The organism is Cryobacterium sp. M91, from assembly GCF_002929615.1.
Lineage (GTDB): Bacteria > Actinomycetota > Actinomycetes > Actinomycetales > Microbacteriaceae > Cryobacterium > Cryobacterium levicorallinum.
On record NZ_PJJT01000091.1, the window covers coordinates 158,724 to 181,136 of the forward strand.

Sequence of the window (22,413 nt, forward strand, 5' to 3'; positions counted from 1 at the left end):
GGTCACGACCCGAGGTTGAAGCCGGCCTCGTCGAGCCCGTAGTTGGTGAGGTCGTACTTGGCCAGAATCTCGGCGTAGGTGCCGTCGGCGATGGTCGCGACCAGGGCGAGACGGATGGCCTCGCTGAGTTCGCTGTTCTCCTTGAGAATGCCGATTCCGCTGTAGACCGGGCTGTACCCGTTCGGGTTGGCCTCGTCGGTGACGACCTCGAACATCTCACCGTCACCGGCGGTTTGCGCGGTGTAGGCGGCGACGGCGGAGTCGACGACCTCGGCAACGGCCCGGCCGGACCGCACTGCGGTTTGCACCTCAGTCTCGCCGGGCAATTCGGAGATGATCACCGGGCCGGGGCCGGCCGCGGTGCACTCTTCGTCGTAGCCGCGCAGAATATCCGCCTGCACGGTGGCCTTGGGCACTGCGACCTCCTTGCCGCACAGATCGAGCACCCCGGTGATGTTCTCGGGGTTGCCGGCGAGCACGAGAATCGAGAATCCGGCGTGGAAGTAGTCGACAAAGTCGAGGGTGCCCTGCCGTTCCTTGGTGTCGTTCATGCCCGACATGATCACGTCGTTCTTGCCGGCCTGCAGCGACGGAATCGCGGTCGCGAAGGACTGCTTCTGCAGTTCGAACCGCACGCCGAGCTTCACTCCGAGGGCGGCCGCGAGGTCATGGTCGAAACCGGTGATGTTCTGCTCGACGTCGTACATTTCCATCGGTGGGTAGGGAATGTCAGAGGCCGCCCTGATGATTCCGGCCGATTTGATCGATTCGGGCAGGGCGGCCGCGGCGGCCGGGTCGACGTCGCCGGTCACGGCGGCGGGTTCGGTACTGTCGACGGTGGCGGAGCATCCGCTCAGGGCCAGGCTCAGGGCCAGGCCGAGCACCGGCCAGGTCAGCCGGCGGTGCGAGCGAGTTTCGAGCTTCACGTGCAGGGTCATGACGGTCTCCTGTTGTTGGGTAAGGCTAGAAACGGATGCTGTCGGTGCTGGCGGTGACGCTGGCCAGCACCTCGGGCAATACCTCAACGCCGATGCCGGGCCCGGTGGGCACCCGCAGGTGCCCGTTTTCGAGCTCGAACGGTGCGGTGAGATCCTGCGCGAAGTACCGGTTAGAGGCCGAGGTATCCCCCGGCAGCACGAAGTTCGGCAGCGCGGCGAGGGCTACGTTCGCCGCCCGACCGACGCCGGTTTCGAGCATGCCGCCACACCAGACCGGCACGCCGTGTGCCGCTGCGACATCGTGAATGCGCCGAGCTTCAAGGTAGCCGCCGACTCGGGCGGGCTTGACGTTGATAATGCTGCAGGCACCGAGGGTGATCGCCGTCGCGGCGTCTCTGGCCGATTCGATCGACTCGTCGAGGCAGATCGGCGTGGAGATGAGCTTGGCCAGATTGGCGTGGCCGAGCATGTCGTCCTCCTTCATCGGCTGTTCCATCAGCAGCAGGTCGAAGGGGTCGAGCAGGGCGAGGTGGCGGGCATCGGCGAGGGTGTATGCGGTGTTGGCGTCGACCTGCAGCAGAATGTCTGGCCCGAAGCGTTCGCGCACCGCGCGCACCGGGGCGAGGTCCCAACCCGGTTCGATTTTGAGTTTGATGCGCAGGTAGCCTTCGGCGAGGTAGCCGGCGACCGCGTCAAGCAGCTCGGGGATTGAGTCCATGATGCCGACGGAGACGCCGGCCGGCACGGTCTCCCGTACGGCGCCGAGGTAGCCGCCGAAGGACACCCCGGTGGTCTTGAGCTGCGCGTCGAGAATGGCCGTTTCGAGGACGGCCTTGCTCATCATGTGCCCCTTGACCGGTTCGAGCGCCGGGGCAACCAATTCGGCTGTGAGCCGGTTGCCGAGCGCCTGCAGCCGGGGCACAAGGTGGTCGCGAATGACCAGGTCGCTCGCGTCGAGAAATTCGCTGCTGTAGAGCGGATGCGCGTCGGCGGCGCACTCGGCCCAGCCCTCGGCATCCGCTGTGATGACACGTACCAGCGTCACTTCACGCTCGGTCGACGTGCCGAACGAGGTACGGAACGGCCGCACCAGCGGCAGGTGTACGCGGCGTAGCTCGATGGTCTCGATTTTCATGCGGTTCCTCCTGGTGCGAGTCGGTACCAGCCGTCACGGCTGACCCCACGGGCTATATGCCCCGAAGCGAATACGTCGGTAAAAATAGAACGGATGCTGCGCCGCCACTCGGCCGCGAGCTGCGGGTTTTGCGCGCGCAGTGCCACAATGTCGGTCGGAACCCGGCACCACAGGGCGCCGGCTGCCATTACGAGCACGGGGTCGTCGTCGGGTCCTACTCTGAGCACATCGCTCGGGCTGTAGGAGGGGCCGTCGATCGGGGCCTGGTGGTTCTCGCTGCAGGCAGTCGATTGCGTGCTCGTGAGCGGCCAGACCGCGACCAGTCGGTCACTCTCGTCGTTCGCGTTCATCTCGCCCTGCATCGGGCCGTAAAAGTCGACGGCGTACTCGCTCGCCGAGGCGCCGAGTTTGGTGAGGTTGAAGCGCGCGTTGCGGCTGACCAGGGGGTCGAAGGTCCAGGTCATTTCGGTCAGGTCGCGCGCCAGGCCCCAGGCCCGCTGGTGCTGCTTCAGGGCGAAACCGACGCCGCGGTCGCTGATTCCGGGCAGAACCCCGGCAATAAGGGAGTACATCGACGCGGACTTCGGACTAACGATGGCCGCAGCGGCGCCCACGAGGCGGCCGGTCTGGTCGCGGGCCGCCGTGACGTTGCAGCCGGCGTGGCTAATGCTGCGCAAGAGTTCGGAGGGGATGGCGCTCTCGCCGGGCGGCAGCAGCCAGACCGTATTGAACAGCTGCTCGACCTCGAGAAAGCCAGCCAGGCTGGCCTCGTCACTCACCCGTACCCCGGCCGATTCGGCGGCGACCCGGGCCGCCTGCTGGGCCTGGTCCGTGAGTGCGGCGAGGGGCCGGTGCGGGGACATCTGCCTAGTGTGGTCGGGTCGCAGCCTCCGATCTTTAGCGGGCAGCACCAAGAAAAAGCATAGTTATGGTCGTGCAGCACAAAGCGGATGGGTATGGTGAACGAATGACTACCCTGGGATTGCCGGTCGGTGACCTGTTCGCGCTGGCAAATGCGATCGCCGCGATGGTCGGCGGCGCGACCGCGATCGAAGATCTGCAGACTCGGGTCCTCGCGTATTCCACGCTGCCAGACCAGACGATCGATGACACCAGGCGCGACGGCATTCTGGGCCGTCAGGTGCCCGACCTACCCGATAACGCAGAGGCCTACGCCGCACTGTTTCGGGCGTCCGGCGCGGTTCGGCTACCCGGAGCGATGACACCGAGCCTGCCCGGCGAACCCGCCGTGCCGGTGGGGCTGGCCCGACTGGCGGTCGCCGTGCGGGCCCGCGCCGAGCCCCTTGGGTCGATCTGGGTCGTCGACGTCACCGGCTCGCTCGACGATGCTGCTGCCACCGAGCTTGAACGCGCCGCAGCCATCGCGGCGCTGCATATTCTGCGCGCCCGCAGCGCGGCCGACCTGGCTCGGGCGCAACGCGCTGTGCTCCTGCGTCGGCTGCTCGACGGCGATGCGGATGCCCGACTCGTCGCCGCTCAGCTCGACCTCGACTTGGCCGGCCCGTTCGTGGCTCTGGCCTTTCAACCGCAGTTCGGCCCCGCGGGCGACGAGCTGCGCCTGAACCGGCTGGTTGATCTGGTGGCGATGGCCTGCGAAGCGCACCAGAGCGGCACGGAGTGTGTGGCCATCGGCACCACGGTCTATGCCCTTTTTTTCGGCGGTCAGCTCGACGACACGCAGCTGATCGGCATCGAGGCAATGGCAGCTCGATTGGTGACCCGGGCTACGGGAGCGATGCGGATCGTGCTGCGGGCATCCGTTGGGTCGCGGGTGACCGGTGTCGACACGATCAGCCGGTCGCGGCGGGACGCGGATTTGGTCCTCCTGTTGACGGACCATTCAGCCGATACCGGCCAGGTCGTCAGCGCGCGGAACGTCGGCAGCCGATTGAGTCTGCTCGAACTCGGGCAGGTTCTTCGGGATACCCCGCGGCTCTTTTCGGCACAGGCGCAGGCGGTGCTCAACCTCGATGCTCGCTCCGGCACCGAGTATGCCGCAACCCTGCGCAGCTACCTCGACTGCGGGCGAGACTCGGCCAGAACGGCCACCTTGCTGTCGGTGCACCAGAACACGCTGCGCTACCGACTGCGGCGGGTGCAGGAACTGTTCGGCATCGACCTCGACAACGCCGACGACACACTCATGCTGTGGCTGAGCCTGCGGGTGGGCGACTAGCTGTGCGGAGCAGAATAGTCCCGTGATACGTAAACGAGTGCTGGCCCACGGCGAGGTTCAGGGCGTCGGATTTCGTTACCACGCTACTGCCCAGGCCCGGCATCTGGGACTCGTCGAATATTGCCGCAACCGCCCGGACGGAACGGTGGAACTCGAGATCGAGGGTCGGGAGGCATCCGTTTCGCGCATGCTGCGCTGGCTCGAAACCGGCCCGCGATATGCCGTCGTGACGGCGCTCGACGTGAGCGACATCGCCGCGACCGGCGCAAGCGACTTTCAGATCACCGACTAGGGTCAAAACGCCCTTAACGCTGGCGTAGCGTTGCATTATGACCGCGCGCGAAAGCCCCGCCGGGGGACGCCAATGACGACGCGCACAGCGTTCGCTCTGGCGCGCCTCGGCCTGGCCGCAGCCGGAATATTCGCTCTGAGCGGCTATTTCTACTACACACTCGGTGTCGCAACCTTTGCCATCGCGAATTTCTTCAGCTATTTCACCGTGCAAAGCGCCATCGCAGCGGTCGCCGTGATCGTCACTGCAGCCATCGTGGCTCTGCGGCGACCGACCGACCCGGTCTGGGTCGACATGCTGCGCGCCATGGTAACGACCTACATTCTGGTCTCCGGAGTGGTCTACGGAATCATCGTCTGGCAGTCCTCCAGCGCCAATTACTCAATCGAGGTGCCGTGGTCGAGCCAACTGCTGCACTTCGTCATTCCGGCCTGCGCCCTGATCGACTGGATGGTCGACCCGTTCAAGGCTCGCCTGCCGTGGAAATATCTCGGCTGGGCCATCGTGTTTCCGGTGTTCTGGCTGTTGTTCACGCTCATTCGCGGGCCGATCGTCGGCTGGTATCCCTACTTCTTCCTCGACGCCCGGCAGGTCAGCGGCCCCGGTGAGACCGTGTTCTACTGTCTGATCATCGTGGCGATCATCACCGGAATCGCAGCGTTGCTCACCTGGATCACCCGATTGAAGCGGATGCCGCGGCACCTGCTGCCGCCGTGGGGTTCGTCCCTCTGAGCCGCGCGCCTATTCGTCAGAAACTGCCGCGTCGGGAACGGCCAGGAACGGCTCGAGCGCGGTGAGCGCCGCGGAGAGAAACTCGTCGTCATCGAGCTCGGACAGCCGAGTGGCGTTCTCGGCGGCCACGACCCCCATGAGAATGGGCTCCCCGGTGAGCGGCATCATGTTTACCCAGACCGGAAAATCGGCGTCTTCGCCGACGATGGTCCATAGCCGGGCCTCGGTGTCCCAGAACGGCTCGTCGAAGCGCAGCCAGACCTTGTCGAGTACCCCCATTCCCAGGGCGGCAATGGCACCGCGATGCGCGAAGGGCAGCGCCGGCGAAAATTCGATCGCGGCAGTCTGCAACACGCCAAGCGGCACTGTGAGAATGACCCGGTCGGCCGAGAGCGACTCGCCGGTGCCGAGACGCAGACTCACGCCACCGTCGTCGTGGGCGACCCGGTTGACCACGCTCGATAGCAATAGCTCCAGACCGTCGGCGTCACTTTTCAGCAGAGTGGAATAGCCGCCGATCACGATCTGGTCATCGTCGGCGCTGCCCATGTCGGTGGTGTACCAGGCGGACTGCTGACTCGGCGTTGCCCCGGTTTCAACCTTGAGTTTCGTGGCGATCTCGTACTCGAGCCAGTCGGAATCCGACAGGCCGTCGGCGTTGGGCGTGCTCGAAAGTTTCGCTTCACCCGAATCGATCAGGGCACGTTCAACCGAGACATCCTGCTGCTGATCGGCTGCCCAGTCGAGGGCACCGGCGACAGCCTCGGCGCCCAGCGTCGACACCTCGACGACGGCCCCGGCCCGGGTGCGCACCTCCGGGGTGCGCACGAACGGCAGCAGGCTGACCCCGAGCGTGGTCAGTTCATCGTCGAGAAAATTGTCAGAAGTGCGGTGCACAAAAGAGGGCCCACGTTCGATCGGAAAGGGCCAGTCGCTGCTGACGGTGTCGATGCGCCCACCGATACGGTCGCGCGCCTCGACCACGACGACGTCGTAGCCGGCATTGACGAGTTGGCGGGCCGCTGTGATGCCGGCAATCCCGGCGCCGACGATGGTGATGCGTTCGCCGGGAGCCGCGACATCCTGCACCCGTCCGGCCGCAAGCAGGCCGGACGCGCGGGCGCCCTGCACCGTGCCGGGCGCGTCCACTGCTGTGGCTTCACCGGCGAAAAAAACCCGGGCATCGACGGCCTGACCGAGCGCAACGCGGTGTTCCGGGGTGGCCCCAACGGCGGCGTAGCTGAAGGATCCGCGCGAGAAGGGGTCGGTCGACCAGTTGGTGCGGGAGACGGCGAGCGGCTGAGGAACCAGTGAGGGCGTGAGCGTGGTTGGCGCCGGGGATGCCGTCGGAACCGGCGCCGGGGACACGCACGCGGCGAGAGCCAACACGGAAAAACCCGACGCCGTGCCGAGCAGAAAAGTGCGCCGCTTCACGATCGGTCTGCTTTAGAACGGCGGATCCCGGGCGCGCGCCCGCAGAGCTTCAGTACGGCGCCAGTCATGAGACCAAACTACCGCAGACCGTGCCGCTTGACATTTTCTTCTCGAGGGCGACTGGTTACCGTCGCTCCTCGGCCACGGAGTTACCGCCGTCGACGACGATCACCTGCCCGGTGACGTAGGCGGCTCCTGGCGAGGCAAGAAACGCGATGACGGAGGCGACCTCCCCCGGCGTGCCGCTTCGGCCGGCCGGAACCAGCGCACCCTCCAGAGCCTCGCTCGTGAGCTGGGAGCCGGTCGAGATCCAGCCGGGCGCGACGGCGTTCGCCGTGATGCCCACTTCGGCCTCGTCCACTGCGAGCGCCCGCACCAGCCCGACCAGCCCGGCCTTCGCTGCGGCGTAGGCGACATCATTGCGGCAGGCCATGATCGACCCGCTCACGCTCGACACCATCACGATACGACCCCATCCGGCCGCGCGCATGAACCGGATCACCGTGCGAGTGGCATGAAATGCTGTGGACAGGTTGATGGCGAGGCCGTGTTCCCACTCGGCCGGACTGGTCAGGATATCTCCGTGGCCCATCTCGGCGTCGCCGACCGCGACCATGCCCGCGTTGTTCACGAGAATCGTCGGCTCGCTCCCGGTCGCGGCGAGCGCCACCCGCAGTCCCTCGGCACCGTCGACCGAGTCGAGGGAACAGACGATTCCGCTCGCATCGAGTCCGTGTGCCGTCAGTTCGCGCGCCCGGTCGTGCACCCGCGCCGTCGTGCCGGTGAGGATCACCCGGCAACCGAGTTCACCCAGCATCCGTGCTGCGGCGAAGCCGATACCGGTGGCGCTGCCCGCCCCGGTGATGAGTGCGGTGTGCCCGCCGAGGTTGAAGGCGGCCGGGAGCGCGGGTGCGGGAGTCATGGCGTCAGGTTAGTGCCCTCTCACCGCAGACCGTGCCGGTTGACATTTTCCCCTGAAGGCAACTAGTTAGTCACATGACCAACTAACCAGTGAACCGGCGGGGGCTGGGAATCGGGCAGCAGCATCCACTGAAAGCAGACAGTCCTTGATCGAAGCGGGCAAACCGATCTTCGTGCAGATCGCGGAGCAGATCGAGAACGACATCGTTGATGGCGTCCTTGAGGAAGAAATATCCGTTCCGTCGACCAACGAATTCGCGGCCTTTCACCGCATCAATCCGGCGAGAGCTGACAAGGGCGTCAACCGTCTGGTCGAAGACGGCATTCTCTACAAGAGGCGAGGAATAGGAATGTTTGTAGCAACCGGAGCTCGGCAACGACTGGTCGTCGCCCGCACCGAACAGTTTCGGGCCAACTTCGTCGGCCCCCTGCTGAGTGAAGCCGCCAAGCTCGGCATCACCCCGGAACAGGCAGGCCATCTCCTTCGGATTTCCGCTCGTGCTCGGTTTCGGCGTCACCCGCCGGGACTTCTACCTCGGAACAGCGCTGCTGTTCGTACTGATCTCGGCCGCCAACGCCCTCGCGTTCGCCCTGCTGACCCAGCTCGAACAGCTGACCGAGGAGTGGTTCATCGACACCTATATGTTCAACGCGCTCTGGCTCGGCATCGACGGGTTCTGGGTTGACCTTTTCTCGTTCTTCGTGATGCAGCTGCTCGTGTTCTTCATCGGGGCGTCGATCGCGACCATCTATATGCGCTGGCGCATGCCCGGCATGCTCGTGTTCTGGAGCTCGCTGGCCTTGGCCATCGTCGGCGCGGTCACGATCATCACCTTCACGAGCAGCTGGCCGGCAGTTGCTATCTGGTTCGGCGCCCAGGGAATCGGCGGCATCTTCGCCTGGCTGCTTCTGCCCGCAGCGGTCGCCGGATTCGGCGGCTTCCTGGCTCTGCGCCGCGCGACCCCCAAGAACTAGCTACTTCAGGAAGCCGTCGACGAGCAGGGCGCGCACCTTGGGCAGCAGTTCGGCGGCAAGCGCTGGCTCGTCGGCGTCGAGCAGCTGGGCGAGCGCGCCGATGATGGCACCGACCCCGAGGTCGCCGTCGCAGGCACCTACCAATCCGGCCAGGGCCGTGTCGAGCGGCACCGAGCGGCCGAATCCGCTGCCCTGGTGCAGGGTCATGAGCGTCGGATCCGACTGGCCGGGCCAGTAGTGGCGCTCTTCGGTGACGTCGGAGGCCACGGTGAGGTTCGTGCGCAACATGCGCGCATCATCCGTTTGAGCCTGCCAGTCGTGCGCGGCGAGACACTCGGCGAGGTGCGCGCCGAGCCCGGCCGGGTTGTGGCCCAGGGCATCGGGCAGGCGCTCGAGGCGACGCAGCGTCGGGGCGGAGATGGGCGCCTCACCGCCAGCGGCGGGTGCATCGCCGGCGGGCAGGCGCAACAGCAGGTATCCAAACCCGACGCGGCGCACGCCGCGCGCTTCGAAGTCGTTCAGCCAGGCGTTGTACAGCCGGTCGAAGTCGGGGCCGGGTCGGGTGCCGCCGTCGCGGATCCAAGTCTCGGCGTACTCGCCCGGCGTCTGCACCTCGCGCTCAATGATCCACGCGTCGAGGGCACCCGGCGTGAGCCAGCGCTCGAGTCGTTCGAAGGCATCCGTTTCATCGTGGTATTCCCAGTTGCCGAGCAGCTGCACGACGCCGCCGGGGGTGAGATGGTCGGCGGCCCCGCGCACGACGGCCTCGACCAGGGCGTCGCCGACCATTCCGCCGTCCCGATACTCGTAGCTCGGCACACCCTCGGCGCGCGGCGTGATCACGAACGGCGGGTTCGAGATAATGTGATCGAACCGCTCCCCCACCACCGGCTCGAACAGGCTGCCAAAGCGAAACTCGATATTGTCGATCTCGTTGAGCTCGGCGTTCAGCGCCGCAAGCTCGAGCGCCCGCACCGAAATGTCGGTCGCGACGACCTGCTCGGCGTGCCGCGAGGCGTGCATGGCCTGGATTCCGCAGCCGGTTCCGATGTCGAGCGCCCGCTCCACCGCCGTCGGCATCATGAGTCCGCTGAGGGTGCGCGAGGCTCCGCCGATGCCGAGAACGTGCGTTTCGCCCAGCGGATGCCCGAGCGCCAGCTCCCCCAGATCGCTCACGATCCACCAGCTGCCGGCGCCGTGCGCGTCGATGAAGCTGTACGGGCGCAGGTCGACGAGCGGGCATACGTCGGCCGAACCGTCCGCCGCCACGAGCCCGAGCTCCGCGGCGCCGACCGCCCCGAGCGTCGGAAGCGCGGCGTCGAGGTCGGCTCGCGGCACCGCGTCGCCGAGCAGGAACAGCCGGGCGAGGGTCGCGGCGGGCTCGTTCCGGCCGAGCTTCGCGGCGAGCGTGGCGAGCGCCCGCTGGGCCGGAACCCGCTGGTTGCGGCGGAGGGCAGCATCCGCTTCAATGCCCCATAATCCGGTCAGGCCGGGAACCGAGAAGTGGGCGGCAGCGAGGTCGGTGCGGAGGCGGGGAACGAGAGTTGCAGAAGTCACCCGTCTATTCAACTCGATCTGCGGCCCACGCCCGAACGTCAGGCCGGTGAATCTGCGCCCCGCTGAGCGGAGCCGGCATGTCGTGCATTAGACCGGCGACCTACCCGTCAGGTCACAGCCAGCGCATCGTGAACGCGCGGGCGACGAGTTCGTTGGCCGGCGGCAGGGTGAGCGAACGCACGAGGGCGTTGCGGGCACCGAGCCGCAGGCCACGGGCCGGCCGACCCATATTCATGTTGAATCCGGCCTGCACGGCCGCGCGGTGAGCGGCACTCCGGCGGGACCGGTCATAACCACCCAGAACGGATGCCGCCACCGCCGGCTCGAGCAGCGCCCGCTGCAGAGCCGGCGCGAGCGCAACGGCGTCGAGCCAGCCCAGGTTCATGCCCTGCCCGCCGATCGGACTAATCTGATGCGCTGCATCGCCGACCAGCACGATGCGGCCCGCCTGCATGCGCCCTGCAAGCCGCTGCTGCACTCCGAAGGCGCTCGCTGCCCCGAGCGGTTCGGCCACCCTGACGTCGGTTCGATGACGGACGAGCGCGGCCAGGTCGGCGCTGTCGGCTTCCGTGGCGAGAAAATCGGTCATCGCCACCCAACGGCGCCGGCCGCCGGGCAGTGGGAAGGACTCCACCACGCCGCCGCGCTCGAAATAGAGCACCGCACCGGTGTCGCCCGGATCAGGGTCGGCGAAGTCGCCCATGAGATAGGTTTCGCTGCGGCCGAGCTGCCGCCAGGTGATGCCGGCCGCCGCCCGCACCTGGCTGCGGGCGCCGTCCGCGCCAATCACATAGCGCGCCTCGATTGGGCCGGCGTCGGTCGAGAGCACGACGGCATCGCCGCGATCGTGCACTCCGGTGACCGTCACACCGCTGCGATACTGCCCCGGCCTGAGCTGGTCGAACCGGGCGCGCAACAGGGCCTCCGTCTCGTATTGCGGCACCGCGACCACGAATGGATATTCCGGCGCTGCCCGCTCGAACGACAGCTGCCCGAGCCTGCGGCCGTCGCAGCGTACCTCCCCCTGGTGAATGCGTACCGCCCGGTCGAGCAGGGCGTCGGCGACACCGATAGAGGCGAGGGCGCGCAGCGACGGCGGGTGGATGCCGATCGCCCGCGAGCGCAGCGACGGCAGCTCGCGCTGCTCGACCACCTCAACATCGAGCCCGCCGACTGCGAATACGCAGGCGAGCATCGTACCGACCGGCCCGCCACCCACGATGACAACGTCACGCATCAGGCCGCATCCCAGCCCAGCACGAGCCGCGATGGCCTGCCGCGCGAAACGGTCCATCCGACCGGAACCGCGGCCCGCAGCTCGACGGCGGTGTAGCTGCGTTGAATCGAGGTGAGCCCGTCCGGCCGAATATAGGAGTGTCGAAAGAACGGCCAGGTAGCCGCCGCGAACCCGAGGTAGGCGAAGTTCGAGCGTTCGAGATCGGCGTGCAGCACCCGACGCCGTGCGAGCGATTCGGAGTCCACGAGCAGCCCCTTGAGCTCGTCGACGCTCAGGTGGTGCAGCACATGGTTGGAGACCACGAAGTCATAGTGCTCGCCCTCCGCGACAAGATCCGAGCTCAGCGCCCGCCGAAAAGTCAGCCCGGCAATCTTCGGCTGCGACGTCGCGAACACGTGCGCGCGGGCATCCGGGTCGATGCCGGTCACCCTCAGCCGCAGGCCGTCACGCACCGCCCAGCCGGCCAGCGCCCGCGACACATCGCCGCCGCCCGATCCGACATCGAGCAGCGTCAGTTCGGTCGTGGTTGACAGGGCGGGGCGGATGCTGCGGCGATAGATCCCCCACCAGCCCGAGACGACCGCATTGACCACCCGAAAATCCTGATAGGTGCGGGTGAGCATGGTCGGGTCACAGAGCGGGGAATCCATGATCTCCACCGCGTCGTGGGCGCGCACGCGCAGGGAGGGAAGGACCATTCAGCCCTCGATCACGGTCATCAGGCCGGACTCCACGGTGAGTCCGGGGCCGAACGCCATGGCGCAGACCCGCTCGCCGTCGGCCGTGGCCGGACCGTCCAGAATAGCCTTCATCACGAACAAAATGGTCGCGCTGCTCATATTGCCGTTGGTGCGCAGCGTCTGGCGCGAAGGCAGCAGCTGGTCGGGGCGCAGCTCGAGCTTCGCCTCGGTCTTGTCGAGAATGCTGCGGCCGCCGGGGTGGATCGCCCAATGCTCGATCACCGAACTGAGCGAGGCGGGGGGCGCGAGGGTGAGCACTGCCGCGCCCAGAGTCGAGCCGACGGCATCCGCTTCGAGGGAAGCAGTGGCTGCGAGCTGCCCGGTGATCGACACATCGCGGGCGAACAGTGGGGCGAGCGCGCCCTCGATGTGCTCGTCGATGATGTGCGGAACGTAGGTGCTCAGAATCATCTCGAAGCCCTCGTCGCCGATTTTCCAGGCCATGTCGCCCTCGCCGACCGGCGTGATCACCGTTTCGAACAGGTCGAGGCCCAAGGCCTTCTCGCCCGCGAGCGGGGCCCGCGCGCTGACGATGCCGGCGGCCGCGCCGTCGGAGAATAGCGAGGAGGCAACGATGGTATCTGGATCGCTCGAGGTACGCAGGTGCAGCGAGCAGAGTTCGGCGCTGACCACCAGCACGACCGCGTTCGGGTCGGCCTCAACGAACTGCTTCGCGATGCGGAGGGCCGGCATCGCTGCGTAGCAGCCCATGAATCCCAGGTGATAGCGCTGCGTGCTGGCGTTCAGGCCAAGCTCCCGCACGAGCATATAGTCGGGGCCGGGCGCGTAGAATCCGGTGCAGGAAACGGTGACAACGTGCGTTATGTCTTCGGGACGAATGTCGGGGCAGGCGGCGAGCGCCCGGCGGCCGGCCTCGACGAACAGTTTGGTGGCCTCTTCGATGTAGAGCTCGTTGCGCACCCGGGTGCTCGGCATGAGCAGCAGCTGTTTGTGCGCGTCGAAGAACTGCGGTTCGGTCGAATCGTTGTCGAGGGTCAGCTCGGCGATCACGGTATGTCGCGTCTCGATACCCGACACGTTGAAACTGGTGCTGACCAGCCGTTGAGCTAGTCGGCTAAGTCCGGGCTGGGCGGCGAAGATATCGCGCACCTGCTCTTGGATCAGAATCGTCGGGGGTACTACGGTCTGGAGCGCTCTCAGCGTGACGGCCATAAATCAGTGTTGCACGCGACTTCTGTTCCGTACAGCCCTAGTGCGCCGAAAAATCGGCCCGCCACAGCTTTTCGGGGGCGCCAGGCCACAGAATTCCCAGCTGCAGTGCATAACTGCGGAGATTGTCGGAACACCCTCTGCGTCAAGCTGGTTGTGAACGGGCAGCGAGCGAAATCTACGGAAGGCGGGCGAACAGCCGCGTTCCGCTGAGCGCAAGCAGCAGGCCTGCGGTAACGATGGCCGCGACGCCACCGAAATAGGCGACGACGGTGTTCAGCGTTCCGACGCTGTCGAACAGGCTGCTGTTCACCACGAGGGTAGCGACAAAGGCCAGCACGGAGACAGCACCGAAGCCGACCGACAGCCAGCGAATAACGCGAATGGTGGATCGGCGCAGGCCGATGAAGGCGGGCCACCGTGAGCTGGAGCCGTCGCCGGCGGCGCGGGGCAGCGCCCCGACCCGCGGCCAGGCCAGCACGGCACCGGCCAGGCAGCCCCAGAAGGCAACCCAGAGCAGCCCGGCAATCACGTCACTGGGCCGATGCCACTGGTTGGCGAGCGTTGCGACCCCGGCCAGCACGGCGAAGGCGGTGCCCCAGCCGGCGACTATTGGCCGGGTGCGCGGGCTCGCCACCAGAAACACCACGAGAGCGGATGCCGCCGCCACCGTCGTATGCCCCGACGGGAAAGAGTTTCCGGCGTAGCCCTCGACGGCCAGATCGGGGCGGGCCAGGATGCCGTACTTGAGCAGCTGCGCGGTCGCCGTCGCTGCCCCGGCCGCCACCAGGGCGACGAGCAGGGTGCGCCAGTTGCGGCGCACGAGCGCGATGATCGCGGTCAGTACGACGCCGAACACCACGGCCACATCGGGCACAGAGTCGAGCACCCGACCGGTGAACGGGGTGATGCTGCGGCGGCCGAATTCGGCGCCGTTATAGGCGAGCTGGTCGGCCTCCTGGCCGGCATGGCCCCGCACGAAAAATAGGTAGAGACCGACGAATACGAGCGCGATCAGCGCGGCTCCGGCGAGGTAGCCATACGCCCCCTGTAGCGGAGCGTTCGGTTTGAATCTGGTGCGCACGGTCAAGCATGCCACAACCGGCTGGGAGCCCGAGCGGGTCGGCCTGGAGCGGCCACGTCTCCGGAACAAATCGCAGACCAGCCAGCGCGCCGCGCCGGCGAGCCCCTTTCCCGGCCAGGAACGGCCGGACCGCGGCCCCGAGCACCCGGGACTCGCCTACCGGGTCGCGAGCACGACCTTGCCGCGCAGGTGCCGGGCCATCAGGTGACGGTAGGCGCCCTGCACCTGCTCGAGCGGGAACACCCGGTCGATCGGCAGCACGATCTCCCCGCTCGCGATCAGCGCGGAGAGGGCACGGAGGTCATCAATATCCGCGGCCTGTCCGCCCACCTCGGTGATGCCGGCGCCAGCCCGGTGGCCACGCGCGGCGATCGTGTTGATCCGACCGCCGGGAACGCCCAGCTCGAGTGCCGCATCGATGGTCGCTGCGCCTTTGCAGTCGAGGGCGGCAGTCACAACCGGCGCGGCTGCTCGTCGTGCACGATGCTCAGAACGCTGGGCCACCAAATTCCTCAATGCGTACGTATCGAGCCATGCGGCCAGCCTCGGGTACGGATCCTGAGCACGATTCAATGACGGCACTTGCCCATTTACCCCGACCGATGCAGGATTAAGGTGTGGCGTACACCGGTTGTTCAAGTACATCTGATCGAATAGGTCCAAACATCGTGAAAGCGCGCCGGCAAAGCGCGTCCGCGACAAACGAATGGACGCTCCGTGAGCTTTCGAACGGCTGAATACCCCCAGCCGGATCATTTCCTGTTACACCTGAGCGACACCCACCTGCTGGCGGGGGGCTCGAAACTCTATGGCAGCGTCAACGTTGAAGCCCACCTGGCCGAGCTGTTCGCCGAGGTCGAGGCCTCCGGAGCCCAGCCAGAGGCCATCGTCGTCACCGGTGATCTCGCCGACAAGGGTGAGCCCGGCGCCTACCAGCTGCTGCGTCAGATCGTGGAGCCGGTCGCTGAGCGTCTCGGCGCCCGAATCGTCTGGGTCATGGGCAACCACGACAATCGCTCGGCTTTTCGCATCGAACTGTTCGGTGAGGTGGCCAGCGACGCGCCGATCGACCGGTCCTACGACCTCAACGGCCTGCGCCTGATCACCCTCGACACCTCGGTGCCCGGTCACCACTACGGAACAGTGACCGACCAACAGCTGCAGTGGCTCGCTGAAGAGCTGCGCGTACCGGCCCCCGACGGCACGATTCTGGCGATGCATCACCCGCCCATTCCGAGCGTGCTCGACCTGGCCACCGCCGTCGAGCTGCGCGACCAGGACCGTCTGGCCGACGTGCTGCGCGGCACCGATGTGCGCAGCATCATTGCCGGCCACCTGCACTATTCATCGATGGCCATGTTCGCCGGCATCCCCGTGTCGGTAGCGTCGGCAACCTGCTACACGCAAGACCTCAACGTTCCCATCGGCGGAACCCTCGGGCGCGATGGCGCCCGAGCGTTCAACCTGGTGCACGTCTACCCCGGCACGGTTTTGCACTCAGTTGTTCCGCTCGGCCACTACCCAACGCTCGACTACGTGGATGCCGCCGAAAGCGCGCGTCGTCTGCACGCTTCCGGCGTCGAGATTACGCCGTCGGAAACTCTGCCTGCACTGCGTGAGCCGCCAATGACACGGCCGATTCCGGTTCTGCGCTAGCGGCTAGGCTGGTCCGCTCCCACGGTGCCACGATCGGAAAGTACAGGTTCAGAAACGCAGTTACCGCGTCCCGGCGCACATCGGGCGTGATTTCCGGGTGGCTCCCATCATTGAGACAGAACATGTCCTGATCGCGGTGCTTGCGCAAATGGTTCATCTGCCGCAGGGCGATGCGCAGGGTCGTCTCGACGTAGAGCGAGCGCACCTGGGTCTGCGCAACCGCACGGCCGGTCATCAATGCGTAGTAGTGATACAGCGAATTGGTGACCGAGATGTCGGTCGCCGAGCGGAACCGGCTGGCTGCCGTGCGGCTGAAGTCCTCGGGAAACTCCCGCTCCAACTCAAGCAGCACGCTTTTGCGCATAGGCGCCGGCGTGTGCTCAAGGTGGCGGGTAGTGACTTTGCCGAAGCGGCCACGAAGCAGGGCACGGTTTACCCGTGCGGCGTTCTCAAACCCGCTGCGCGTCGGGTCGTTCTCGCCTAGACCGATTCGAGTGGCTGCTTCCACAAACTTGGTCACGCCGCCCGGCGAGAAGAACAGCTCGGGCCCGACCGGACGGCCGAAGAACATGTCATCGTTCGAATACAGAAAGTGCTCCGCAAGCCCCGGAATGTGCTGCAGCTGGCTTTCCACGGCGTGCGAATTGTGGATGGGCAGCACGCTCGTGTCGACGAAGAAATCTTCGCTGCGCATGATCGTCACGCGCGGATGCTCAGCGAGCCACTCCGGTGCCGGAGAATCGGTCGCGATGAAAATACGACGAATCCACGGGGCGAACATGTAAACACTGCGGAGGGCGTACTTGAGCTCGTCGATCTGTCGAAAACGGGCATCCGAATCGTCGCCCTCGCCAACGACATAGGCCTGCATGCGCTTGGCACGTTCCCGCTGAAACTCGTCGCTCGAGCCGTCGACCCAGCTGAATACGAGATCGATGTCAAATGTGACGTCACTCGCCAGGTCGTCGAACATGTTCTGCAGGGTCAGCCAGGTGCGCCCGTACAGGTCGATCGTCGTTTCGCGGGCCTCGGAGCGCGGCAGCCGGGTGCGCATGAGTGCGTTCTCGACCGGCGCGATGATTTCGTCTTCACCGAAACGCCACAATTCGAGCTGAAACGCGGTCTGAGCCCCGTAGCGCAGGCGTCCAATCGGTTCGATCCGCGGGCGGTAGACCCGAAAAACCGACGACTTGCGTAACACCGTAAGAGCGCCGTCGGCGAGGAGAAATTGCTGGTTCACGTTGCCGCCCTGCGGCTTGGCGTAGAAGGGCTCATTGGCGAACGCCTCGCTAAGCACCTGGGTGATTTCCTTGCGACGCTTGCGGTCAACAGCGATGACCGGACGGTTGTGGTCGCCGCGCACGAGCAGAAAGTCGATTCCACCGCGGGTGAGGGCGTCGTAGACGGCGACGAGGTCTTTGACCATGGACTCGTGTGGCGTGTAGTGGCCATTGATCAACGCGATCTCGCCCTTGCGCACGACTACGTCATCCCGGTTGAAGCGGCGGGTGCGGGCATCCGGTGTGATCAACACCAATTCGGGCTCGTTGCTCAGGGAAAGAGTCGGGATCAAGCCGGTGTTCGTTGGCGGTTCGGGTTCGTTCGAGTCGTAGCCGACGGAGTCGGGGCGAAAAGCGTCGGTATCAAAAATGTCACCGCCGGAGGAATCGGGGTAACCGACTTTTGGGGATTCCGTGCGCGCATCCGGTTGTGCGTCTGGAATATCGAGTGTCGCCATGGTCCTCCTTGAAAAAGTGGAGCACTCAAACACGGGGCAATTCGAGCCTGTCCCGGGGAGTGCGGCCGAAAAAGCCGGCATGAACGCTGCTCTGCCTGTGTCTCGAACAGCTGATTCGCAGGAAACATGGTGCCGCCGAGATTCTCGATGAGCGACCAGCGGCCGGTGACACGCAGGGGCGTTCCCCCAGTGTACGTCTCCGATGCCGGTAGTTTGCTGCACCCGCGCAACGGCGGGCGGGGCTCAAAAACGGATGCCGCGGCATCCGTTTCGCACAGTCGGTGCGCGTTAGAGAGCGGAGATGCCGAACAAGCCGATGAGCAAAGCCATGAGCAGAATGGTCACGAGTTCGTGGGTCAGGTTGAGCCCGGTGAGGCCGGTCGGGCGGCGGTCGAAGGCGTCGTGGGTGACCATGCGAGCTGCGGTGAATCCGACCCAGAGGATGAACCCGGTGAGCAGGGTATTGAACAGAAAGTCGCCGCCGTAGAAGTTCTGAGCGATCGCTTCGGCGCCGGCCAGCATGAGGCGATGACGAAGCTGACGATGACCGTGATGATAATAGCGCCGGTGCCGCTGCCCTTCATGCTTTCCTGGGTGTGTCCGACGGCTTTCATCCAGTACCGGCCGAAGACCACGCGGGTGTACCAGATCAAGCCGACGACCATGCTCGATGCGGTGGCCAGGAGCACAGCCCAGATGTTGATTTCGGGAACCATGAGGGATCCTTTCGGCTGGTCCTGAACGTGGGGCGTAGGCGGTATCCCGATGTTAGTGCTTGTGTGGCCCGCCCAATTGTTGCTGTTCAGCGGCAATTTTGGCCAGAAGCGCGGCGGTGGCGTCGATCGGCGGCAGTTGAGCCGGGTCGGTGACCGGCAGTTGGCAGACGAAGTCGCGGCAGAAGTACGCGGTGGGCTGGCCGGTCTGCGCTGTTCGAGCGGCAAAGAGGTCGAATCCCGCGTCGTCGAAGGCGCAGGCCTGCGATTCGGTCACGGCGACGACTACGCCAGCCGGATGGCGCCGGGCGAGGTCGAGCAGGGTGGGGTTGAGGCCGGTGGCGCCGTGGGCGGTGGCGTCAGGGTTGGTGGGGTTGGTGGGGTCGGGGTTGGTGGGGTCGGCGCGGACTCCGTCTGGCTCGTCTGGCTCGTCTGGCTCGTCTGGCTCGACGATGACGAGCTGCTGGATCGGGGCGTTGAGCTCGTCGAAGAGGCGCAGCGCGGCGCCGAAAGCGAGCGGACGCTGCGGAGCGAGGGTGGCGACCAGGCTGAGTCCGGCCGCCGCGGCTCGGCGGTAGCGGTCGTCGCCGGTGAGCTGGTGGAGTAGTACGGCCGCGTCGACCGTGGCGGATAGTCCGGAGGGGTAGGCGCCCTCCGACGGGTCAATGGCGCTGACCAGGCCCTGCGCGGTGAGTACGGTATCCGAGCCGTGCGGCGGGCGAAAAGCGGGGCTCGATGCCGTCGTGCTGACACCGGGGTCGGTCACTGCACCGGCCCGATCAGCAGCGTCGGTGGTGTCCGATAGCGTTCTGTCGAGCAGGTGACGAGCCTGGGTGGCGTATGTGACGTCACCGGTGACGAGAGCAAGTTCAAGGAGTCCCCGTGAGTACATGCCGTAGTCCTCCAACGTGGCCTTCGCATCCGAGGAACGTTCGCCGGAGGCTGATCCGCTGACGGAGGCCCGTACCAGCGTGCCATCAGCGCGCTCGTGGTGCACGCGCAGATAGTCGGCCGCGCGGCGGGCGGCGGCGATCAGGTCGGGCTGGTCGAAGGCGAAGCCGGCTCGGGCCAGTGCTTGGATGGCGAGGCCGTTCCAGCCGGTGAGTACCTTCTCGTCGCGGGCTGGCGGGGTCTGCCGGAGGCGGTCGCTCGCTTCGAGGGCGTAGTAGCCGCCCTCGACGCGCTGGCCGTCGACTGCGCTCTCCGAATCCTGGGCACTCGCGAAACCGCCGCTCGGCAGCTGCATCACGTCGCAGAGAAAGCGTGCGATTCCCTCGGCGACGTGGCGTGCCCACGGCGCTTCGGTGAGCATCCAGGCGCGGGTGTAGAGGCCGAGCAGTTGAGCGTTGTCGTAGAGCATGCGTTCGTAGTGCGGATCGCTCCAATCGCGATTGACGGCGTACCGAAAGAAGCCGCCCTCGATCGGGTCCCGCAGGGGTGACGCTCCCATGAGTTTGAGCGTGCGCACGGCGAGCTCGGGGCCTGGGTCGTCGATCCCACCGTGCCCGAGCAGAAAGGAGAGTGCCGGCGCCACCGGAAACTTCGGCGCGCCGCCGAAGCCGCCGAACGAAGCGTCCTCGTAGGCGACCAGTTCGGCCACCGCCTGGTCGAGCCGGTCGGCATCGGGTCCAGCGCCGGGCCCGCCGCCGGACGCGGAGCCGACTCCCGCGGCCAGGTCACGCGCCGACTCGGCGAGCATCTCTGCGACCCGAGCCGCGCCCGCCGTCAGGTCCGCGCGGCGCGTGAGCCAAGCATCCGTCACCGCGGTCAGTACGTCGCGAAATGACGGATGCCCCGGCTGCCCGACCGGCGGAAAGTAGGTTCCGGCATGAAAGGCCCGGCCGTCGGGCGTGACGAACACGTTGAGCGGCCAGCCGAGCCCATCGATAAACGCGCTTGCCGCGGCCAGGTAGCTCGCGTCGACGTCCGGGTGCTCCTCACGGTCGACCTTGATGCTCACGAAGTGGGCGTTGAGGTACTCCGCGATGGCCGGGTCGCTGAAGCTCTCCCTGGCCATGACATGACACCAATGGCAGGTGGAATAGCCGATCGAGACGAGCACCGGAACGTCCCGCTCGCGCGCTTCGGCGAAGGCCTGCTCGCCCCAGCCGAACCACTCCACCGGGTTGTCAGCGTGACTGCGGAGGTAGGGACTGATGGCGTCGGCGAGGTGATTGGGCATGTTCCATTCTGCTCCCGCTTGCCCAATTCCAGCGATACGGGCCTAAACGACGCCGAGCAGTGCACTCCGGCGGCGTTGTACCCGCACCCAGACGATGAACCCGATGATGGTGAATGCCCCGTAGAACAGATACAGCACGGCGGACGCATAGTAGCCGGCGCTGATCAGCAGCGGCACCCCGACTACGTCGACGGCCACCCAGATCAGCCAGAACTCGGTCCACCCCTTGGCCATACCGTAGGTCGCGAGCAGCGAACCGGTGAAGATCCAGGCATCTGCCCAGACCGGTTCGAACGAGCCGAGCGCACGAAAAATCGGGGTGAGCACGAGGGTGCCGGCGATCAGCCCAGCGGCGAGCAGAATGCGGGTGCGGTTGCCAGCCCAGTGCGGGGCGACGGCAACGTGCACGGCGGAATTGCGGCTGCGCTGCCACTGCACCCAGCCGAAGATCGACACGACGATGAACATGATCTGACGCCCGGCCTGCCCAAGCAGGTTGACCGGGTTCGGCGTCCCGAACACGGCGCCGAGGAACACTGTGAACAACAGCACGTTGCCGACGATCCCGACCGGCCAGGCCCAGATCTTGCGGCGCATGCCCCCGACGGCGCTCGCAATTCCGAAGGCGTTGCCGATGACCTCGCGCCAGAGAATGGTCTGGGTGCCAAGCTGCAGCTGCGCGTCGAATAGCCATTCAATAGGATTCATGGGTTCTTTCTGCGGGGCGGCGCGCAACCGCGCTCAAGGGAGCACAGCACACCCCAATGTACGCCGTTGCACACCCGTGGCCCCACAGACCGTCGATCGCCGGGGCCACGCATAAGCGGATGCTGCGGGCTAGTTCACCTCGTTGGGGTGAGCCGAGACTCGGCCGGCGCGCTCGAGCGCGGAGATCATGGTCACCTCGGTGTGGGTCAGTTCGAAGTCGAACACGTCGAAGTTCTCCGTCATGCGCGCGAGGCGGTTCGACTTGGGGAACAGAATGTTGCCGATCTGCAGGTGCCAGCGAATGACGACCTGCGCTGGCGACTTGCCGTGCGCGTCGGCAGCATCCGCTATCACCTGCTCGTCGAACAGGGGGTACTTGCCCTGGCCGAGCGGGCCCCAGGCTTCAATGTTGATGCCGTTTTCGCGAGCGAAAGCGATGACCTCCGGCTGCTGGTGTGCCGGGTGCAGCTCGATCTGGTTGACGGCGGGCACGATGCTGGTCTCGTGCAGCAGCCGGTCGAGGTGCGGCACCAGAAAGTTGGACACGCCGATGGAACGGGCACGGCCCGACTCCTGAATCTTTTCGAGGGCCTTCCAGCTCTCGACAAACTTGTCGTTGGCCGGAGCCGGCCAGTGAATGAGGTACAGGTCGACGTAGTCGAGGCCGAGCTTCTCGAGGCTCTCCTCGAAAGCGTCAAAGGCTGATTGGGTGCCCTGACGGTCGTTCCACAATTTGGTTGTGATGAACAGCTCGGAACGGTCGATGGCCGAAGCGGCGAGTGCCTTGCCCACACCCTCCTCGTTACCGTAGATGGCAGCGGTGTCGATGTGGCGGTACCCGACCGACAGCGCGTCGGCCACAATGCGGGTGGTTTCGTCGGGCTCGACCTTGAACACGCCGAAACCGAGCTGAGGAATCGTGTGGCCGTCGTTGAGGGTGATGGTGGGAACAGATTTCGTCATCGCCCCAGCCTATAAGCCGGGGTCCTCGACACTCTCTCCCA

General features: G+C 66.1%; 21 protein-coding genes and 2 pseudogenes. 6 read left to right on the forward strand and 17 right to left on the reverse strand.

What is annotated here, in order from left to right:
- Window positions 1-2: 2 nt before the first annotated feature.
- Genes CXY80_RS18065 through CXY80_RS18075 form a run of 3 tightly spaced genes read right to left on the reverse strand, consistent with a single transcriptional unit; the run spans window position 3 to window position 2,936 of the window.
- Window positions 3-938 carry an ABC transporter substrate-binding protein gene (locus CXY80_RS18065; RefSeq protein WP_092448880.1) on the reverse strand — a complete coding sequence of 312 codons (936 nt, stop codon included), beginning with the start codon at window positions 936-938 and terminating at the stop codon, window positions 3-5.
- Between the two features lie 25 nt (window positions 939-963).
- Window positions 964-2,073 (reverse strand): o-succinylbenzoate synthase, encoded by a 1,110-nt coding sequence (gene menC / locus CXY80_RS18070; protein WP_104133291.1) that lies wholly within the window; start codon window positions 2,071-2,073, stop codon window positions 964-966.
- Window positions 2,070-2,936: a chorismate synthase gene (locus tag CXY80_RS18075; RefSeq protein ID WP_104133292.1), complete on the reverse strand. Its 867-nt coding sequence runs from the start codon at window positions 2,934-2,936 to the stop codon at window positions 2,070-2,072. The genes menC and CXY80_RS18075 overlap by 4 nt, the downstream gene beginning before the upstream one ends.
- A 104-nt stretch (window positions 2,937-3,040) precedes the next feature.
- Between CXY80_RS18075 and CXY80_RS18080 the strand changes: the two genes are divergently transcribed.
- From CXY80_RS18080 to CXY80_RS18090, 3 genes are all read left to right on the forward strand, one after another.
- Window positions 3,041-4,270, forward strand: coding sequence for a CdaR family transcriptional regulator (locus tag CXY80_RS18080; RefSeq protein WP_146070767.1), 1,230 nt, complete (start codon window positions 3,041-3,043; stop codon window positions 4,268-4,270).
- 22 nt (window positions 4,271-4,292) lie between these two features.
- Window positions 4,293-4,562: an acylphosphatase gene (locus CXY80_RS18085; RefSeq protein ID WP_104133294.1), complete on the forward strand. Its 270-nt coding sequence runs from the start codon at window positions 4,293-4,295 to the stop codon at window positions 4,560-4,562.
- A gap of 72 nt (window positions 4,563-4,634) precedes the next feature.
- Window positions 4,635-5,294: a Pr6Pr family membrane protein gene (locus CXY80_RS18090; protein WP_092448885.1), complete on the forward strand. Its 660-nt coding sequence runs from the start codon at window positions 4,635-4,637 to the stop codon at window positions 5,292-5,294.
- Window positions 5,295-5,303: 9 nt separating this feature from the next.
- On the opposite strand, the gene CXY80_RS18095 is transcribed toward CXY80_RS18090, so the two are convergent.
- Together CXY80_RS18095 and CXY80_RS18100 are read right to left on the reverse strand one after the other, a co-directional pair.
- Complete coding sequence (locus CXY80_RS18095) at window positions 5,304-6,728, reverse strand: NAD(P)/FAD-dependent oxidoreductase (RefSeq protein WP_092448886.1); 1,425 nt, start codon at window positions 6,726-6,728, stop codon at window positions 5,304-5,306.
- 124 nt (window positions 6,729-6,852) lie between these two features.
- Entirely contained in the window at window positions 6,853-7,650 is a 798-nt protein-coding gene (locus tag CXY80_RS18100) for an SDR family NAD(P)-dependent oxidoreductase (protein WP_092448887.1), read from the reverse strand.
- A 145-nt stretch (window positions 7,651-7,795) separates the two neighbouring features.
- Between CXY80_RS18100 and CXY80_RS20355 the strand changes: the two are divergent.
- A pseudogene (locus CXY80_RS20355) lies at window positions 7,796-8,146 on the forward strand (GntR family transcriptional regulator); the annotation flags it as partial.
- Window position 8,147: 1 nt separating this feature from the next.
- On the forward strand, window positions 8,148-8,624 hold the full coding sequence (locus tag CXY80_RS18110) for a hypothetical protein (RefSeq protein ID WP_233195472.1): 477 nt from the start codon (window positions 8,148-8,150) through the stop codon (window positions 8,622-8,624).
- On the opposite strand, the gene CXY80_RS18115 is transcribed toward CXY80_RS18110, so the two are convergent.
- The 6 genes from CXY80_RS18115 to CXY80_RS20490 form a co-directional block, all read right to left on the reverse strand.
- Window positions 8,625-10,181, reverse strand: a complete 1,557-nt coding sequence (locus tag CXY80_RS18115; RefSeq protein WP_104133297.1) for a methyltransferase — start codon at window positions 10,179-10,181, stop codon at window positions 8,625-8,627. It abuts the gene before it with no gap.
- A 112-nt stretch (window positions 10,182-10,293) separates the two neighbouring features.
- Complete coding sequence (locus tag CXY80_RS18120; RefSeq protein ID WP_158251703.1) at window positions 10,294-11,418, reverse strand: NAD(P)/FAD-dependent oxidoreductase; 1,125 nt, start codon at window positions 11,416-11,418, stop codon at window positions 10,294-10,296.
- Complete coding sequence (locus CXY80_RS18125) at window positions 11,418-12,116, reverse strand: class I SAM-dependent methyltransferase (RefSeq protein WP_092448891.1); 699 nt, start codon at window positions 12,114-12,116, stop codon at window positions 11,418-11,420. Before CXY80_RS18125 ends, CXY80_RS18120 begins: the two co-directional genes overlap by 1 nt.
- Entirely contained in the window at window positions 12,117-13,331 is a 1,215-nt protein-coding gene (locus CXY80_RS18130; RefSeq protein WP_104133298.1) for a type III polyketide synthase, read from the reverse strand.
- A 175-nt stretch (window positions 13,332-13,506) separates the two neighbouring features.
- On the reverse strand, window positions 13,507-14,412 hold the full coding sequence (locus tag CXY80_RS18135) for a phosphatase PAP2 family protein (RefSeq protein WP_158251704.1): 906 nt from the start codon (window positions 14,410-14,412) through the stop codon (window positions 13,507-13,509).
- A gap of 156 nt (window positions 14,413-14,568) precedes the next feature.
- Entirely contained in the window at window positions 14,569-15,168 is a 600-nt protein-coding gene (locus CXY80_RS20490) for a zinc-binding dehydrogenase (RefSeq protein WP_104133392.1), read from the reverse strand.
- Here CXY80_RS20490 and CXY80_RS18145 point away from each other — a divergent pair.
- Entirely contained in the window at window positions 15,130-16,068 is a 939-nt protein-coding gene (locus CXY80_RS18145) for a phosphodiesterase (protein ID WP_104133300.1), read from the forward strand. The genes CXY80_RS20490 and CXY80_RS18145 overlap by 39 nt on opposite strands.
- Here CXY80_RS18145 and CXY80_RS18150 read toward each other — a convergent pair.
- The 6 genes and pseudogenes from CXY80_RS18150 to CXY80_RS18170 all read right to left on the reverse strand — a co-directional run bounded on the left by CXY80_RS18150 (window position 15,998) and on the right by CXY80_RS18170 (window position 22,372).
- Window positions 15,998-17,806 carry a stealth family protein gene (locus CXY80_RS18150; protein WP_092448895.1) on the reverse strand — a complete coding sequence of 603 codons (1,809 nt, stop codon included), beginning with the start codon at window positions 17,804-17,806 and terminating at the stop codon, window positions 15,998-16,000. The two genes, CXY80_RS18145 and CXY80_RS18150, sit on opposite strands and share 71 nt — an antisense overlap.
- A gap of 288 nt (window positions 17,807-18,094) precedes the next feature.
- Complete coding sequence (locus tag CXY80_RS20865) at window positions 18,095-18,328, reverse strand: DUF1761 domain-containing protein (protein WP_369828725.1); 234 nt, start codon at window positions 18,326-18,328, stop codon at window positions 18,095-18,097.
- A 59-nt stretch (window positions 18,329-18,387) separates the two neighbouring features.
- Window positions 18,388-18,522, reverse strand: a pseudogene (locus CXY80_RS20870) (DUF1761 family protein); the annotation flags it as partial.
- A gap of 52 nt (window positions 18,523-18,574) precedes the next feature.
- Window positions 18,575-20,701, reverse strand: a complete 2,127-nt coding sequence (locus CXY80_RS18160; RefSeq protein WP_104133301.1) for a thioredoxin domain-containing protein — start codon at window positions 20,699-20,701, stop codon at window positions 18,575-18,577.
- Between the two features lie 42 nt (window positions 20,702-20,743).
- Complete coding sequence (gene pnuC, locus CXY80_RS18165) at window positions 20,744-21,409, reverse strand: nicotinamide riboside transporter PnuC (protein ID WP_092448898.1); 666 nt, start codon at window positions 21,407-21,409, stop codon at window positions 20,744-20,746.
- 129 nt (window positions 21,410-21,538) lie between these two features.
- A complete protein-coding gene (locus CXY80_RS18170) occupies window positions 21,539-22,372 on the reverse strand; it encodes an aldo/keto reductase (RefSeq protein WP_104133302.1) in 834 nt (277 codons plus the stop codon).
- Between the last annotated feature and the right edge of the window lie 41 nt (window positions 22,373-22,413).

Coding starts and splice junctions, on each gene's coding strand:
- CXY80_RS18120 (WP_158251703.1), bottom strand. CDS start 11,418: ATGCGTGACGTTGTCATCGTGGGTGGCGGGCCGGTCGGTACGATGCTC.
- menC (WP_104133291.1), bottom strand. CDS start 2,073: ATGAAAATCGAGACCATCGAGCTACGCCGCGTACACCTGCCGCTGGTG.
- CXY80_RS18100 (WP_092448887.1), bottom strand. CDS start 7,650: ATGACTCCCGCACCCGCGCTCCCGGCCGCCTTCAACCTCGGCGGGCAC.
- CXY80_RS18075 (WP_104133292.1), bottom strand. CDS start 2,936: ATGTCCCCGCACCGGCCCCTCGCCGCACTCACGGACCAGGCCCAGCAG.
- CXY80_RS18080 (WP_146070767.1), top strand. CDS start 3,041: ATGACTACCCTGGGATTGCCGGTCGGTGACCTGTTCGCGCTGGCAAAT.
- CXY80_RS18090 (WP_092448885.1), top strand. CDS start 4,635: ATGACGACGCGCACAGCGTTCGCTCTGGCGCGCCTCGGCCTGGCCGCA.
- CXY80_RS18150 (WP_092448895.1), bottom strand. CDS start 17,806: ATGGCGACACTCGATATTCCAGACGCACAACCGGATGCGCGCACGGAA.
- CXY80_RS18170 (WP_104133302.1), bottom strand. CDS start 22,372: ATGACGAAATCTGTTCCCACCATCACCCTCAACGACGGCCACACGATT.
- CXY80_RS20490 (WP_104133392.1), bottom strand. CDS start 15,168: ATGATCCGGCTGGGGGTATTCAGCCGTTCGAAAGCTCACGGAGCGTCC.
- CXY80_RS20865 (WP_369828725.1), bottom strand. CDS start 18,328: ATGCTGGCCGGCGCCGAAGCGATCGCTCAGAACTTCTACGGCGGCGAC.
- CXY80_RS18125 (WP_092448891.1), bottom strand. CDS start 12,116: ATGGTCCTTCCCTCCCTGCGCGTGCGCGCCCACGACGCGGTGGAGATC.
- CXY80_RS18065 (WP_092448880.1), bottom strand. CDS start 938: ATGACCCTGCACGTGAAGCTCGAAACTCGCTCGCACCGCCGGCTGACC.
- CXY80_RS18130 (WP_104133298.1), bottom strand. CDS start 13,331: ATGGCCGTCACGCTGAGAGCGCTCCAGACCGTAGTACCCCCGACGATT.
- pnuC (WP_092448898.1), bottom strand. CDS start 21,409: ATGAATCCTATTGAATGGCTATTCGACGCGCAGCTGCAGCTTGGCACC.
- CXY80_RS18160 (WP_104133301.1), bottom strand. CDS start 20,701: ATGCCCAATCACCTCGCCGACGCCATCAGTCCCTACCTCCGCAGTCAC.